Source organism: Amycolatopsis nivea (assembly GCF_004522235.1).
GTDB lineage: Bacteria > Actinomycetota > Actinomycetes > Mycobacteriales > Pseudonocardiaceae > Amycolatopsis > Amycolatopsis nivea.
Window position 1 is genome coordinate 64,452 of sequence record NZ_SDLT01000041.1, and the last position, 14,581, is coordinate 79,032.

Here is a 14,581-nt window from a genome sequence, read left to right on the forward strand (position 1 = left end):
CCGGATCTCCCGGCAGCCGGCTCTCCGCGAAGCCTCCTACCGCCGAAAGACCACCGTCTTGTTTCCATTGATCATCACCCGGTGCTCCGCATGCGCTGCCACGGCGCGTGCCAGCGCCAAAGCTTCCAAGTCTTTGCCGATCTCCGTCAGAGCAGCCGCGGAATGACTGTGATCGGCGGGCGCGAACCCCTGCTCGATGATCGGTCCTTCGTCGAGATCCGACGTCACGTAGTGGGCTGTCGCGCCGACTACCTTGACGCCCCGAGCGTGAGCTTGGAAGTACGGTCGGGCGCCCTTGAAGCTGGGGAGGAGACTGTGGTGGATGTTGATGGCACGCCCGCGCAGTTCCCGGCAGAGGCTGTCGGACAGGATCTGCATATAGCGAGCGAGGACCACAGTCTCCGCAGAGTATGCGGTCACGAGCTTCCGCAGCTCGTCCTCCGCCCGCTGTTTCGTGTCCGGTGCCACCGGAACGTGGTGGAACGGGATCCCGTGCCAGTCCACCAATGGTCGCAGATCCTCATGATTGGACACCACGGCAACGATCTCCGCACGCAGCGAACCCGTCCGGACCCGGTGCAGCAGATCATTGAGGCAGTGGCCCTGTTTGGACACCATGACGAGCAGCCGGTGACGGTGACCGGGGTCGTGAATTGCCCAAGTCATGTCCAACGGATCAGACACGGAGCCGAATTCCGAGCGCAGCGACGAGAGATCGACGGGTGCGCCCTCCGCGGCGTGGACCCGCATGAAGAACAGACCGGTAGCTTCATCCCCGAACTGCTGGCTGTCTCGGATGGTGAACCCTCGGTCGGCGAGGAATCCGGCGACCGCCGCGACAATCCCCGGCCGATCGGCGCAGGACAACGTCAACACGATTTCACTTGTCACGACTTGGGCCTTTCCGACTTCGGGTCGTACAGGGGACGCAAGGACGCTCGCGCCCGCACTCGGCGATTGCCTGTCTCGATCTCGTAGTCCCCTTCCTCGAACCAGGTCCGGGCGACGGCTTCGGGGGCACTCACCCAGCCGAGCGCCACGGCGGCTCCCAAGGTGTGGCCGAACTGAGCAGACGCGACGCGGCCGACGAGATGTCCGTCCCGGAAGATCGGCTCGTCGTGGAAGAGGAGCGCGTCGGACTCGGTCAGCGTGAATTGGACGAGCCGGCGCGAGACTCCCGCCGTTTTGGCCTGTGCCAGGGCTTCCCTGCCGATGAACCCACCGGGCTTGTCCCACTTCACGGCGAAACCGAGTCCTGCTTCCAGCGGGTTGTCGCCGGCCGAGATGTCGTGGCCCCAGCTGCGGTAGCCCTTCTCCAGCCGCAGGGAGTTCATCGCGTGATACCCGGCGGGCTTGATCCCGCACGACTGCCCGGCTTCGAAGAGCACGTCCCAGACATGGTGCGCGATTTCGGCGGGGATCAGCAGCTCCCATCCGAGCTCGCCGACGTACGTCACGCGCGTTGCGCGCACGAAGCCGAGGCCGAGGTCGATTTCGGCCGATGCGCCGAACGGGAATGCTTCCGATGACAAGTCGGCGTCCGTCACCTGCCGGAGGAGCCGACGGGAGTCCGGGCCCATGACCGCGAGCATCGCCATGGTCCCGCTTACGTCGGCAACGGTGCAGAAGTCTTGATCGGTGAGGTGCCGCCGCAGGTGGGCCAGGTCCCGGTTGACCGTCGCGGGTCCGGAGAGCACGAGGAACCGGTCCTCGTCGAGCCGGGTCACGGTGACGTCCGCTTCGATCCCGCCATGCTCGTTGAGCCACTGTGTGTATGTGATCCGCCCGGTTCGGGTATCGACATCGTTCACCGACAGCCGCTGCAGCACACGCACCGCGTCCCGTCCTTGGACCAGCAGCTTCCCAAAGGAGGAAGTGTCGATCACGCCGACGCGTTCCCGGACGGCGCGATGTTCGGCCGCCGAGTGCTCGAACCAGTTTTGCCGCTCGAAGGTGTATTCGTAGCGTCGCTCCGCATCGGACGGCGCGTACCAGTTCGCCCGCTCCCAGCCGCACAGCTCGCCGAAAACCGCACCCGCCGCCGCGGTCTTGCCGTGCAACGGGCTGATCCGCAAAGGGCGGGCGCTGGTGCGCTGTTGGAACGGCCAATGGATTTCGTAGGCCAGATCCAGTGATTCGAGCGCTCGTTGTTCGAGAAACCGCCGATTCGTCTCGTGCCGCTGCACCCGGCCCAAGTCGGTTTCGGGCAGGTCGACCGGACTGCGGCCGTCCACGATCCGATCGGCCAGCACCGAGCCGGCACCCGGTCCCGACAGGAAGCCTACGGAGTTGAACCCGGCGGCGACGAAGTAGTTGCGCAGGTTCGGGGCTTCGCCCAGATGGTACTGGCCGTCCGGGGTGAAGCTTTCCGGGCCGCAGAAGTGGAGGCGGATTCCCGCGTCCTTGAGGACGGGCATCCGGTGGATCAGCTTCTCGTAGTAAGGGCCGAGGTGATCCCAGTCCTCGGGCAGCTGCACGAATCCTTTGTCCGCCGGGATTCCCTGGCTGCCCCAGGCGTAGCTTCCCGGCTCGAAGAACCCGACCATCAGCCCGCCGGCTTCGTCCTTCACGTACGCGTACTCGTCGCCGCTTTTGACCGTCGGCAGGTTTCGCGGCAAGTCCGGAATCAGGTCGGTGACGACGTAGTAGTGCGCCAATGCCTGCAGCGGCACTTCCACACCCGCTTTGGCGCCGAATTCCCGCCCCCACAGTCCGGTCGCGTTGACTACGTACTCCACCTCGATGTCTCCCTGCGCCGTACGGACGCCCACGACCCGGTCGTGAGACGTGAGCACGTCGACGGCCGAGATGCCTTCCAGTACCTGCACGCCGCGGCGCGTCGCTCCCCGAACCAGCGACATCGTCGTGTCGGTCGCGGTTCCTCGGCCGTCTCGCGGGAAGTGGAGACTTCCGTGCAGCCCGTCGGGATTCAGCAGCGGATGGACCCGGATCGTCTGCTCGACGTCGAGCAATTCCGCTTCGATCCCGTTGCTGCGAACGACGCTGGCCTGGTGGCGCAACTCATCGATGCGAGCCGCAGACGTCGCGATGTTGAGCGTGCCGGTCTCGACGAAGCCGGTCGAGAACCCCGTGTCCTCTTCAAGGGACTTAAAGATCTCGAGGCTGCGTCGCACGATCGCGCGCGTGCCGTACGTCCCGCGTGCCTGGGTCACGAGGCCGGCCGCGTGCCACGTGGTGCCGGACGTCACTGTGTTCTTCTCCAGTACGACCACGTCGGTCCAGCCGCGGCGCGCGAGATGGTACGCGGTGCTGGCGCCGACGATGCCGCCGCCGACGATGACGACCTGTGCCCGCGCGGGCAACCTGAGTCCCATGAAATCCGCCCTCCCTTGGACACCACTTTGCTGGTCGCGTTGCCGCCTCTCCATGCGACGATCGATCGAACAGGCCCATTGCACCTGTTCGATCGATCAGGGTGAAAGGCGCCGGCTACCTCATCCGCCACGCGAGGCCCGCGATTCGGACGATCGATGCAGTGCTGCCGCGTATGTCGTGCGATCGGCCAGTACCGGTCGCAGTCGGCCTCGGACAGTCTTCTTTCGCGATGTTTCACTCAGGTCGGACGCGGACGAAAGGGCAACCCAGTGCGACATTCAGCGGCTGTGATCAACGGGAGTCTTGCCGCGCAGGAGGTCAAATGCGAGCTGGCAGGGCGGATCGATCGGCTCGCCGGCATGGGTCAGCGTCCTGGTCTCGGAACGATCCTCGTCGGCGACGATCCCGCTTCGCGTGCCTACGTCGCGGGAAAACATCGGGATTGCGCGCAAGTCGGGATGCAGTCCATCCAGGTCGAGCTGCCCGTCGACACGACTCAAGAACAGGTGCTTGCCGAGGTCGCTCGTCTCAACGAGGATCGGGAGTGTTCGGGCTTCCTCGTCCAGCTGCCGCTGCCGTCGCACATCGACATGCGTGTGGTGCTGGAGGCGATAGATCCCGACAAGGATGCAGACGGTCTTCATCCGACCAACCTCGGTCGTTTGCTGCTTGGCAGGCCCGGCACGTTGCCGTGCACGCCCCGAGGAATTCTCGAACTCCTTCGGCGCGACCAGGTGCCGATCACCGGCAAGCAATTCTGTGTGATCGGATGCGGGACGACGGTGGGCAGGCCGCTCGGGTTGATGCTGACCAGGCCGACCGAACACGCGACCGTCACTCTCTGCCACGAGGCGACCGTGGATGTCGCCGCGCACACCAGGGTCGCGGATGTGGTGATCGCCGCGGCAGGCGTTGCGCACCTGGTCAAGCCCCACTGGATCAAACCGGGGGCGACTGTCCTGTCGGTGGGTATCACCCGCACCGTCGAGGGCGTTCTGGGCGATGTCCATCCTGACGTCGAGCACGTGGCCGGGAAGTGGACGCGCGCGACGGGTGGCGTCGGGCCGATGACGCGGGCCATGTTGCTGAGCAATGTCGTCGAACTGGCTGAGCGGTCCGCTGGCCTGTGGGGCCAAGACCAGCTTCCCCAGTCGGCTGGCTCGGCATCCTGAACGTGAGCTTGACACCGAACAGCCCGGATTTCGTCCCAGGTCACCCCAGTTGAAGAAGGGACCACGTCCGTATCGCGAAGAACAGTTCTGCCTGGCACCCGAAGTCCCGCAGATCCGCGGCAGTCAGCTCCTCAACTTTCTTCATGCGATAGGCCAGCGTTTGCTTGTGTATTCCGAGTCGCTTCGCACCCTCCTGCCAGGACCGGTTGACCTCGAAGAAGACCTTGAGTGTTTGCAGGAGCTGCGTGTCGTTTTTGGCATCGTATTCCATGATCGGGCCGAGCAATCTGGACACGGCAGCTTCGCCTTCCGCGACCGTGCGAGGCAGGAAATGCGAGCTGTGCGTTCCATACACTGACAGGTCGATCTGCAACGCGCGCGCACCTTCGAGAGCCCACTTCGCCTCTCGGAAAGCATCGGGAAATCGCGTGGACGACAGGACCGGCTGGCTGAGGCCGACCCTTGCCGGCCAGGGCGACAGCGATGACTGCAAGGCATCCGGCGAAGCATCTTCCCGTAGAACGAGCAGGTGGGCATCGCCGCTCGCAAGGTAGAGATTCGGAACTTCCAGCGCCACAAGCTCCGCTTCGAGGCCGGCCGCATCCTCTCGTGCCACGGCCTCCCACATGGCGACTCGCCACGGGCCGGTGCCCAGACCCAAGAACTCGAGTTGGGAGACGGCAGCTTCGGGCGCGAGTGCGCCGTCCACGAGCCGTCTGGCCAGCGCGCTGCGGCGCTCCCGGGTACGCAACGCCTTGGCACATCGACGTTCGACGTCCATTTCGGCGATCATCGCCACGTGCTGCGCCAACACGGGGTCAGGCAGATCGTCGGCAGGCGTAGCGCGGGCAACGAGTGCGGTGGTGTCATGGCGGCCGACCGGTAACACGAGAGCTTCCAGGTTTTTCGTCGACACCCGGCTGAACGCTGGAAGCATGCCGGCGTGCTCTTTGACCTTGGCCAGTACGGCAGCGCGCAGGTTCTCAGCCATCGGCTCCCGGGTCGGCATGAGCTCACGACCTCGTACGACGTCGATGACGTGCAACTCTGCGTTGACCTCTCGCGCGAGGTCGTCGAGCAGGTTGACCGCGTCTCGGTCGCGGAGGTGGGAACGGCGCAAGACGTCGTACAGGCGCAGCACGCAGGTCAGCCGCGCGCCGGACCGACCGCTGTTGCTGTCGGCGACCAGCCGGGCGATCGTGACGAACGGAACGCTGCGTTCGGTGCTGAGCACCGGGAACGCGCGTTCCTCTGCCGCGTCCCTCGCCGACTGGCTGAGCGTCGGCGCGACGAAGCCCTCGGCGAGAACCAGTCCGGCAATTCCCACCCGCGCGAGGTTGTCGATGAACTCGATCTGCCGCGCGGGTTCCGCCGGGAACCCGTAGCCGTCCGTCAGCAAGAGGTCGCCGCTTCCGAGCCAGTTCCAGGGGTCGCGCAACTCACAGGTGTGCGCCCAGGCAACGACCCGGCCACCGCCACTTTTCCCCGCGACGATGCGGGTGCGAATGAGCGGATTCTCCACCAAGGAGTCGACGGTCAGGCTCACCTTGTCCTCTGTTCCTCCCACGGCTGCCGACCAGCGGCGCCAGCTGGTCCCCGAGGTCCCGCTTCATGTGCTCAGGCCGGTTTCGCCGTCTCCGGTGATGACGACGCGGCAAGGATTTCGGCCACCACCCGGTCCGCTGTCTCGAACGCCCCCTCGATGTACCCCGGGAAGCGCAACGAAACGTCGGAGCCCGCGAAGTGCACTGCGCCGTGCTTATCCCCCAGCGCCTTGTGGACCCTGCTGAACTGCCCGACTCGCGGCGACACCCACGGGCCGAGGAACAGCGGGTCGTTCGCCCAGTCGTGGTAGTCGACCCCGACCACCGTCACGTCCGGCAGATAGTGGTGCACCGCGGCTTCGACGGCCACGGCGTCCGCGGGATCGATCGAGCTCGAGTCGGTGAACGCCACGAGAATCCGCCCACCGTCCTTGGTGGCCAGGTAGTCGTACAGGGTCGGGAAGACTCCGTCGCCTGTGCATGAAATCCCCGCCGGCGCACCTTTGACCTCGATGAGCAGCTTCAGCCCGCGGCACCCGTGGCCCTCCGCCACCAATGCGGCCCGTGCGGACGGCAACGGAGGATCGAAATCGAGGTTCCGCCACGTGTTCAAGGGCGTCGCGACCACGACGTCGTGCGCTGCGAGGACCTCGTCTCCGTCAACGATCACCTCCACGCCCTCCGATCGCTGCCTGACCGCGTTGACAAAAGCGTTCAACCGTAGATCAGGCACGTCGGCGGCCATCGCAGCTGCCAGCGCCGAGGTTCCTTCGGCCAGGACTTCGTCGATCGATAGCACGACGCTGAGCAGACTGTGCCCGTGCGCAGCAACGAACTGCAGTGCCCACAAAGCCGAAGCTTCGGCAGGCGGCTGGCCCATCATGTTCCAGCCCCACGACAGCACGAGCTGGCGCGTGACTGGAGGAAGCCTCAGTGCATCGACGTATTCCAGCAGCGAGATGTCCAAGTCGTCCAGGCCCTGGCGGTCCAAACCAGCCTCGGCGTCGATGCGGTGGGCGTCGTGGAGGATCTGATACAGGGCCGCCTCGGCTTCGACGGCCTCCTCGATCGGGATCGGAAACGCCGAGTCGTGGTTCCCGGGGCCCAGCCTGTTGCGGAACACGGTTGCCGGCGCGGCCGGTTCAGTACCGAGCCCGTACCCGTCGATCGCCGCAGCCACGCGGGGATGGTGGTGCCGTGAGATGTAGGCGCCGCCTGCCTCGACGAACAAGGAAGGCGAAGTCGCCGATGGCCGCATGAAGGCCCGTCCGCCGACACGATCGCCGCCCTCGAGCAGAAGGACAGTCTGTCCGGCCGCGCTCAGTTCACGTGCAGCTCGGAGCCCGGCGAAACCCGCTCCGATCACAATCGTGTCGTAGGTCATGAGAGCTCCTTCGCCTCGGTGGCCGGCCTGGCCGGCAATCGCCGTACACAGGTTGAACATCATGGCGCGATTGCCGTCCGAGCAACTCGGGTCAGGTCGTCGGCGCGCTGCCGACGCGCCGCGAACGTGACGGCCAGCCAGGTGCTGCTGCCCGTCACGCCCGTGAGCGGAACGGCGATCGGCCGCAACATGCCGTATCCCTGGGCGGGCAACGACCCGGCTTTCCGGCTGCACACCAGAAAGCCTGCCGGGGCGCGCTGTCGGTACTCATCTGGTGCTCCCTCCCCGCCGAGCGCACCGGTGCCCGCTCCAGACGCTGTCCCAGTATGTGCGAAGCACAACGGCAGGAACATCTACGGAACCTTGCAAGGGCTTACCCGCGGTGCTCCCGATACGACAACCAGGTCAGGGCGGATGGTGCGGTGGTGATCACCTCGACGTCCGAACCTCCGTGCTTTGTCGCGGTACGACAAACCGGCGCGCCGTTCTGTCCCATTCGCTGTAAGAGCTCCGGCAGCAGGGTCGAACACACTTGCCTGATGAGTGAACCGCTCCGCCATCCGTCACCGCGGGTCGTCACGGTTTGGTCGGACATCGGCTGCCCGTGGGCGTCTCTCGCCCTGGACACCCTGCACACGGCAGCCAGCCGGCGCGACATCCCGCTCGTCGTCGACCACCGGGCATTTCCGCTGGAGCTGTTCAACAGGCGAGGGACGCCGAAACCGGTCATCGACGCCGAGGTCATCGCGATCGCAGGACTCCGGCCAGAGCTGGGTTGGCGGCCGTGGACGTCGCACGAGCACGCCTATCCGGTCACCACTCTGCCCGCGATGGCCGCAGTCCAGGCCGCCAAGGCGGAGCATGTTGGAGGCATGGCCGCCAGCGACGAGCTGGACGCGGCCCTTCGCCGCGCGTTCTATACCGACCAGCGCTGCATCAGCGTTCACTCCGAAATCATCGCCGTCGCCGCTGAATGCCAGTCCGTGAACCAAGACGCACTCGACCGTGCGCTGAGCCAGGGATCCGGGATGCGCGAAGTGCACGAACACTGGCGAACGGCACGGCGCCCGGAGATCCAGGGCAGTCCCCACCTGTTCACCGCGGAAGATCTTGCCGGGCTGCATAACCCGGGCGTCGACTACCACTGGACAGCCCCGCCCGCCGACGGAGGGGTCCCGCGGTTCGTCGCCTACGAACCGCAGTGGGCCGACGATCTCCTGACGTCGTTGGCCACGGTCGGGAAGGTTGACCGATGCGACTGAACAGCCTGCCCACAGCGGCGAGCCAGTCCAGCCACTGGCTCGCTCACGCCCTGCGAGAGGACGACGACCGCAGTCCGGCGCTCCAGAGCCGGATCCGAGCGGACGTCTGCATCGTGGGCGGCGGATACACCGGGTTGTGGACCGCCATCGAACTCAAGCAACGCGACCCTGGCATCTCCGTTGCCGTCGTCGAGGCGCAATTGTGCGGAAGCGGGGCCAGCGGGACGAACGCCGGGTTCCTGATGAACCTTTGGCCGAAATACCCGGCGTTAGTGGCGCATGCAGGCGCGGACGAAGGTGCGCGCCTGGCCCGTGCATCCGCTGAAGCGGTCGAGGACGTCATCGCCTTCGCCGGGGCGCACGCCATTGACGCGTCAATCCGGCGGTGCGGCTGGCTCTGGACTGCGACCGCCCCGGACCAGGACGACGCCTGGATGGACACCCTCGATGCGCTGGCGGACGTGCCCGGGGCTCCCTTGCACGAGGTCTCGCGCGAGCGGGCCGCCGAACTGGCTGGCTCTCCGGCTCGCGGAGGTGCCTTCGATCCCTCCGCCGCAGTGCTGCAGCCCGCCGCGTTGGCACGAGGACTCCGCCGCGCCGCCGCCGACCTGGGTGTGGATGTCTACGAACAGAGCCCGGTCCGAGCCATCGAGGGAACCGGCCCGGTCCGGGTGCGGACCGATGGTGGTGTGGTGACCGCGGACCGGGTAGTCCTGGCGATCAACGCCTGGGCGTCGAGCCTGCCGTGGGTCCGCCGGCACCTGGTGATGACGGCAAGCGACAACTTCGTCACCGAACCGCTTCCCCCCGAACTCCGAACAGCTGCAGGGGAGGGCACCGGTGCCTCGGACTCCCGGCGCCTGCTCAACTACTGGCGGACGACTGACGACGGTCGCCTGCTCTTCGGCAAGGGCGGGGTCGGCCTCGGGTTTCGCGACCGCGGCGCGAGTTCGATGTTCGGCCCGGTGCCCCATCTGGCGCTGCTTGGCCGCCACTTCGAGCGTTCATTCCCGCAGCTGTCCGGTCTGGCGATATCGTCGTGGCGGGCACCGGTCGAGTACTCACTGACGTCCTTGCCGTTCTTCACCGCGCTGCCTGACAATCCCCGCGTCTTCGTAGGCACCGGCTACTCAGGCGACGGCGTCGGCCCTTCCCGGCTCGGCGGGCGCATCCTCGCCAGTCTTGCGACCGGAGCCGACGACGAGTGGAGCGACTGCGGCCTCACCCGGCTCCCCACTGGATGGCTCCCACCGGAGCCGATCCGCTTCCTCGGTGGTCAACTGGTCCGCTTGGCATTGATCCGGACCGAAGAGGCGAGCGACACCGGGCGGCGCACCGGTCCGGTGACCGCCGGCCTGACCCGGCTAGACCCGACCTCCTGGGTCTGACCACCGTTTCCGGACTGACCGGCCGCGTCGCTGCACGGCGACAGGCGGCGATCGCAACAGCGGTGCCGGCAAGCCTCGAACACGGGCTCGGCAATCGCCTCAACTGGAAGGCTCCATCCGCAGGACGGTGGCAGATTGTTGGTATTGAGCCAAGTTCCAACGGGCAGGCGTCCGCAAGTGTGCGCTTCCACGCAACCCGGCCCTCTCCAGAGCCGGCGAGAACCGGGTTCAGCGGGGAATGGCAGAGCGGCCAGATCGTCGGCGGCGACGTGACAATCGCGAAATCGCACCCTGAGCAGCCTCCACGGGAGGGACGAACATGTCGATCGAACACGACCTCCGTGCGGTGGCCGATGTACTGGCCGACGACATCCCCGCCATCGGCGAGGCCATCCGGCAGCGCATTCGTTCGGGAGCGCCGAAATATTACGGTCGCCACGATCCGATGCTGCTGGAGTCCGAGTCGCCGAGCATCTTCGGGGCGCTCAACAGCATCATCCGCGGACTCCGCCACTCCCGGCAGCTGCCAGACGGAGCCTCGGAAGGCGCGTTGCAGGAAGCGCGGATCGCAGCGCAGGCAGGCGTCGAGCTCTCGGACCTGCTCTTGACCCGGCGGATCGGTCAGGTCGTTCTCTGGAACTGGATCCTCGACACCGCGGTGCGCGTTGTTCCGAACGGCCCGCGCCAGGTCGCGGTCCTCAAACAGGCAGCGGAGTACCAGTTCGCCTGGAACGACCAGGTCACCCGCGACGTCGTGGCGGCCTACGAGGAGGAGAAGTCGGCGTACTTCTTCCACAGCCGTGACAGGGTGCGTCGAGCTATCGTCACCGACCTCCTCAACGGAGTCCCGACCGACACAGAGCAACTCGGGTACAACCTCAAGCTCGAACACATCGCCGCTGTCGCCTGGGGTTACGCACCACATGCGGGGCTCCACGCCCTGGCCAGCCTCCTGGATGCTTCGCTGCTCGTCGTAGAGGGCACCGGGGGCACGTCACTGGCCTGGTTCGGCAGCAGCCGGGTCGGCGAGTCGTTCGAGAAGCACATAACCTCAGTAGAGCTACCTGCTGCGACCTATCTGGCCGTAGGCCGCCCCGGGGCAGGCCTCGAGGGTTTCCGACTCGGCCATCGGCACGCATGGCAGGCCTACCGGGTCGGTCGCCTGCGGCCGCGGCCGGTGACCTGCTATCACGACGTTGCCCTTGAGAGCCTGGTACTGGGCGACCTCCCGGCCGCCCGAGACTTCATGACCAGCGAACTCGGCGCGCTCGGCTACGCCGACGAGCGCGCCGAGGTCCTGCGCGAGACGCTGAAGGCGTACTTCGCCACCGGGGAGAACGCTGCAGCGACCGCCATCCGTATCCACATCCACGAGCGAACCGTCGCCTACCGGCTGAAGTCAATCGAAGAGCGGCTCGGCGTCCCGATCAGCCGCCGCCGCGACGAGCTCGCGATCGCACTCCGCCTGGCCGACATCCTGAGCGAGGGCAGCGAACCCCGTCCGGCCTTGGCGGGCGAGGACGGCCAGCCAGATGGGCGCCTTAGCCCCGTACTGGGCACAGCCAGCCGAACTGTTCGGAGTATACAGAAGCGAAGCGGGACAATCCTTCCAGACTGAGGCAGCGCAGCCGCGCGATGCCGAACGCAAGCACCGCTCAGGTAGCCGTCTGCTCGACTGCTTTGTCGAAGGCCGTGGGGTCGAAGTAAGCGTGCTCGGAGACGATCTTCCGACCTACGATCGTGTCCACGAGCGTGGCGTACCACTCAACCGGCACGCCGCCCTCCGGCGCGCCGGTGCCAACGTAACGTGCCCGACACAGCAACTCCCCGACGACGTTGGCGCTGGAGGCGACCAGCGTCACGATCTCCACCTCGACCTGGCTGCCGGCGAACAGCGCGTTGTAACCCGCCATGTACTCCCGGAAAGCAGCCTTGCCCCGGACCTGCTGATCCGCAAACGGCATGTCCGTATAGACCATGTCATCCGTGTAGCAGTCGATCAGGTCATCGAGGTCGTTTCGCGCCCATGCGGAGATCTGGCGACGGAAGAGGGCCTCGTTTTCACGCGCAAGCTGATTTGCGTACTCGGCGTCCAGCTCGGACTTCACTTCCCGAACAGGTCGCAGCTGCGCTGCGTGCTCCGCCAAAAACGCGTCGATGTTGCGCGGCGGACGGCCGGTCACCCGTTCGACCTCACCTGTGACGGTGGCCGTGTCCCCCGCGACGATGCTCTCGACTATCCGGGTCATGTATGCGACGAAGCCCTCGTCTAGCCCCTCGGCGCGCATGCGGCTCTTGGCCTCGAGAACGCTCTCTTCGACACCCTTGACGGGGTCGCCGGCGGCTGCGGTGATGCGCTCGGCAAGCTGGTCGAGGGTCAGTGCCTCAGGACCAGTCAGGTCAAGTGCCCGGCCCACCTCCCCACCGTTGACGAGTATCTCCGCCGCGACGTCCGCGATGTCGCGAGCGTCGATCCATGCTGTGGCCGAACCACCCGTGGTCATCACGATAATCCGGTCATCGCGGACCATGGAGCCAAAGAACTCCGCATCGACGATGTCGTCCATATACCAGCTCGGGCGAAGGATCGTCCACTGCAGACCGCTGGCCTCCACCACCCGCTCCACGTGCCGCTCGGTGATGTCGTCGGACCGGGTCTGGGTGGCGCTCTCGGAGAGGAACACGAGCCGGGCTGCGCCAACGGCCTTCATGGCGCCCAGGAACCTGCCGACCACCTCGACGACGTCCGAAGACTCGGGCTTCACGAGGTATACGCCGTCAACGGTCTCGAGTGCGGGGCCCCACGTCGACTCATCGTGCCAGTCGAACCGGGTGGGATCGGCTCCCGGGGCGTCGAGTTGCTCAGGGGTGCGCGAGGCTGCCCGGACCGTGGCGCCTCGGGAAACAAGTCCGGCAACTACGTGTCGCCCGGTCTTGCCGCTGGCACCGATGACCAAGACTCGGCACATGGAGAGAGAGTCCTTTCGTCGTGGTGCACTGACCGCACATCCTCGGCGGCGAGTGCCCTGGTGGAATTAGTCCGACCGCGGGGGCTGTCGAATGTCCCGAACGACAATGCCGCAGGTCGCCGTCAGGTGAGTTGTGCGATTCCGAAGACTGCAGCGGCAAATCTTCGGATCCCTGCATACGGGCGCCCGGACGACCAGCCCGCGGCGCTTGACGATCAGGGCCGTGCACGCCGCTCACCGACCGGAGACGGGGCACCTCCCTGATCCCGAGCCGCCGCGAGCTCGTGTCTGTCGCGTGAAGGCGCACCGGCAGGCGGCTCATCCGTACACCGCCACCTGTTGAAGGCCTGCAGAGCAACGGCAGGCCGCTGAAACGGCACAGCCGAGGAACTGAATCCGACGGATGTCCGACCCGGAACCTTATGACTGGCTTCTCGGCTTCTCGGCTTCTCGGCATCGCCCCCGATACGCAGACCACAACTCCGACTGGTGGCAGCAGAACATCGGCCCTTGACGTGGTCACTCCGGCGATTTGTTGTCGGTTGACGACTCCGCCGTACGGGCTCGCACGGATACATCTACATCGACGTCAACGACGCCCCGGGAGGGATGCTGTTTGTGCCCCGGAGCTAGGCAAGGCCACCTCTATCTCGGCGCTGGTCATCCTTGCCGGTGCATTCTCAGGACGAATCACCGCCACGAGAGTCCTCGAAGTCGTCGCACCGACCCGAAGCTGCTTACGCAGTGTCTCCGCGGAGATGGGACGCTGGTAACGTTGCCAATGTTCAGCGTCCGCCCGACGTGCTCGCTCCACGAGTTCCTCGTCGAGGTCGGTGGTTTTGCGGGTTGCTCCCCCCAATTGCTTATCACACCTGACGGACCTGGGGTTTGCTGTCTCCCCGCTAGCCTCCATCGGGGCCAACGACGACGGCGTGGACGACTGCGCTACTTCGAGACTGGTATTTGCGGCGCTCAGCGCTCGAAGGAGGCCGGGACCCGCTTCGGCCCACCCGATCAACAATAGCGGGCCGACCGCGTCGAACGCTGCCTTACCCCACTGACCAGCGCACACCGGATCGGCGACGTTCAACAGCAGAGTCACCACGCTGGCCGCCAGCAGCAGACGCCGGGCTGGGCGCAGCACGTCGTCGCTGGCCCCGGACAAGGCAAGGTGCCGCGTACCGACGAGCAACCCCAGCACCGTCAGGTCCACAGCCGGCGCCACCAGCGGCGCCACGAACACGGGCACCTGCGGCTTCAACGCCAGATTCAAGACGTTCCCGAACCCAAAGAGGAAAGTGAGCCCGATGACCAGCCCCATCGTGACCGTGACAAACCGAGCAACTGCCTGCGAGTTCGCGCTCATGACGGAGTCCCGCCCGAGCGCGCAAGCTCGAAGCTCGCCTCGACCACCAACGTCCCGGTGAAGATTCCCTGGCCAGACCCGTTCCCATCCTTTGGTAGTCCTGCCCAGGGCTCGAACCTGCGACCGAATTCACGGCGACGATGGCAGCCCGCTCGGCAAC

Annotated in this window: 11 protein-coding genes; 4 read left to right on the forward strand and 7 right to left on the reverse strand. The window is 66.2% G+C overall.

Annotated elements, in window-relative coordinates; all coding sequences use genetic code 11:
• Window positions 1-36: 36 nt before the first annotated feature.
• Together purU and EIZ44_RS35820 are read right to left on the reverse strand one after the other, a co-directional pair.
• The gene (purU, locus tag EIZ44_RS45250) at window positions 37-891 is read right to left on the reverse strand and encodes a formyltetrahydrofolate deformylase (RefSeq protein WP_037817289.1); all 855 of its coding nucleotides are present in this window, start codon (window positions 889-891) and stop codon (window positions 37-39) included.
• On the reverse strand, window positions 888-3,335 hold the full coding sequence (locus tag EIZ44_RS35820; protein WP_037817287.1) for a GcvT family protein: 2,448 nt from the start codon (window positions 3,333-3,335) through the stop codon (window positions 888-890). The genes purU and EIZ44_RS35820 overlap by 4 nt, the downstream gene beginning before the upstream one ends.
• A gap of 270 nt (window positions 3,336-3,605) precedes the next feature.
• Between EIZ44_RS35820 and EIZ44_RS35825 the strand changes: the two genes are divergently transcribed.
• The gene (locus EIZ44_RS35825; RefSeq protein ID WP_051171849.1) at window positions 3,606-4,508 is read left to right on the forward strand and encodes a bifunctional methylenetetrahydrofolate dehydrogenase/methenyltetrahydrofolate cyclohydrolase; all 903 of its coding nucleotides are present in this window, start codon (window positions 3,606-3,608) and stop codon (window positions 4,506-4,508) included.
• Between the two features lie 40 nt (window positions 4,509-4,548).
• On the opposite strand, the gene EIZ44_RS35830 is transcribed toward EIZ44_RS35825, so the two are convergent.
• From EIZ44_RS35830 to EIZ44_RS46020, 3 genes are all read right to left on the reverse strand, one after another.
• On the reverse strand, window positions 4,549-6,054 hold the full coding sequence (locus EIZ44_RS35830) for a PucR family transcriptional regulator (protein ID WP_037817285.1): 1,506 nt from the start codon (window positions 6,052-6,054) through the stop codon (window positions 4,549-4,551).
• Between the two features lie 71 nt (window positions 6,055-6,125).
• Entirely contained in the window at window positions 6,126-7,436 is a 1,311-nt protein-coding gene (locus tag EIZ44_RS35835) for a flavin monoamine oxidase family protein (RefSeq protein WP_037817282.1), read from the reverse strand.
• Window positions 7,437-7,495: 59 nt separating this feature from the next.
• Window positions 7,496-7,627 (reverse strand): hypothetical protein, encoded by a 132-nt coding sequence (locus EIZ44_RS46020; protein WP_255443398.1) that lies wholly within the window; start codon window positions 7,625-7,627, stop codon window positions 7,496-7,498.
• A 348-nt stretch (window positions 7,628-7,975) separates the two neighbouring features.
• Between EIZ44_RS46020 and EIZ44_RS35840 the strand changes: the two genes are divergently transcribed.
• From EIZ44_RS35840 to EIZ44_RS35850, 3 genes are all read left to right on the forward strand, one after another.
• Window positions 7,976-8,698 (forward strand): DsbA family oxidoreductase, encoded by a 723-nt coding sequence (locus EIZ44_RS35840; protein WP_043829523.1) that lies wholly within the window; start codon window positions 7,976-7,978, stop codon window positions 8,696-8,698.
• Window positions 8,689-10,086: an NAD(P)/FAD-dependent oxidoreductase gene (locus EIZ44_RS35845; RefSeq protein ID WP_037816910.1), complete on the forward strand. Its 1,398-nt coding sequence runs from the start codon at window positions 8,689-8,691 to the stop codon at window positions 10,084-10,086. The genes EIZ44_RS35840 and EIZ44_RS35845 overlap by 10 nt, the downstream gene beginning before the upstream one ends.
• Window positions 10,087-10,405: 319 nt before the next feature.
• Entirely contained in the window at window positions 10,406-11,704 is a 1,299-nt protein-coding gene (locus EIZ44_RS35850) for a PucR family transcriptional regulator (protein WP_051171850.1), read from the forward strand.
• Between the two features lie 37 nt (window positions 11,705-11,741).
• Here the strand turns inward: EIZ44_RS35850 and EIZ44_RS35855 are convergent, their stop codons facing one another.
• Window positions 11,742-13,043 (reverse strand): NAD(P)H-binding protein, encoded by a 1,302-nt coding sequence (locus EIZ44_RS35855; RefSeq protein ID WP_158691373.1) that lies wholly within the window; start codon window positions 13,041-13,043, stop codon window positions 11,742-11,744.
• Between the two features lie 601 nt (window positions 13,044-13,644).
• Window positions 13,645-14,421, reverse strand: coding sequence for a hypothetical protein (locus tag EIZ44_RS35860; protein ID WP_043829525.1), 777 nt, complete (start codon window positions 14,419-14,421; stop codon window positions 13,645-13,647).
• Window positions 14,422-14,581: the final 160 nt, after the last annotated feature.

Excerpts from the sequence above, each read along its gene's own strand:
- EIZ44_RS35820 (WP_037817287.1), bottom strand. The coding sequence starts at position 3,335 with ATGGGACTCAGGTTGCCCGCGCGGGCACAGGTCGTCATCGTCGGCGGC.
- EIZ44_RS35835 (WP_037817282.1), bottom strand. The coding sequence starts at position 7,436 with ATGACCTACGACACGATTGTGATCGGAGCGGGTTTCGCCGGGCTCCGA.
- EIZ44_RS46020 (WP_255443398.1), bottom strand. The coding sequence starts at position 7,627 with ATGTTGCGGCCGATCGCCGTTCCGCTCACGGGCGTGACGGGCAGCAGC.
- EIZ44_RS35840 (WP_043829523.1), top strand. The coding sequence starts at position 7,976 with ATGAGTGAACCGCTCCGCCATCCGTCACCGCGGGTCGTCACGGTTTGG.
- EIZ44_RS35845 (WP_037816910.1), top strand. The coding sequence starts at position 8,689 with ATGCGACTGAACAGCCTGCCCACAGCGGCGAGCCAGTCCAGCCACTGG.
- EIZ44_RS35850 (WP_051171850.1), top strand. The coding sequence starts at position 10,406 with ATGTCGATCGAACACGACCTCCGTGCGGTGGCCGATGTACTGGCCGAC.
- EIZ44_RS35860 (WP_043829525.1), bottom strand. The coding sequence starts at position 14,421 with ATGAGCGCGAACTCGCAGGCAGTTGCTCGGTTTGTCACGGTCACGATG.